1 protein-coding gene is annotated in these 284 nt (G+C 64.1%); it reads left to right on the top strand.

What is annotated here, in order from left to right; genetic code table 11:
- Positions 1–83: 83 nt before the first annotated feature.
- The coding region (locus M3149_RS22915) for a hypothetical protein (protein ID WP_251711646.1) at positions 84–284 on the top strand (201 nt) is incomplete at its 3' end.

Here is a 284-nt window from a genome sequence, read left to right as displayed (position 1 = left end):
GCTACTTGGTTCCCTGGCCGAGCGAGTTGCTCGATGCACTGAAGGATCGTCTCGAACAACACGCATCCAGCAGCGGAGAGTGCATGCGCGACGACCAAAGTGCGCTGCGCGTGGTCGACGTCCTGTCGCAGCCCGATCGCGACCACGTTGCGGATCGTGGCGAATCGGCCTTGACCAGGGTGCCGGCCGATGCTCACGGGTTCACTCCGACCGTGGCTCGGCTGCGCAACGCCCTGCCCACATTGGCCATGGACGCAAAAGTTCCGCGTGCCTTTGTGGCGTCT

Origin of the sequence: Hydrogenophaga intermedia, assembly GCF_023715105.1 — a bacterium.
Classification (GTDB): domain Bacteria; phylum Pseudomonadota; class Gammaproteobacteria; order Burkholderiales; family Burkholderiaceae_C; genus Hydrogenophaga; species Hydrogenophaga intermedia_A.
This window is presented reverse-complemented; position numbering and strand designations above follow the sequence as displayed.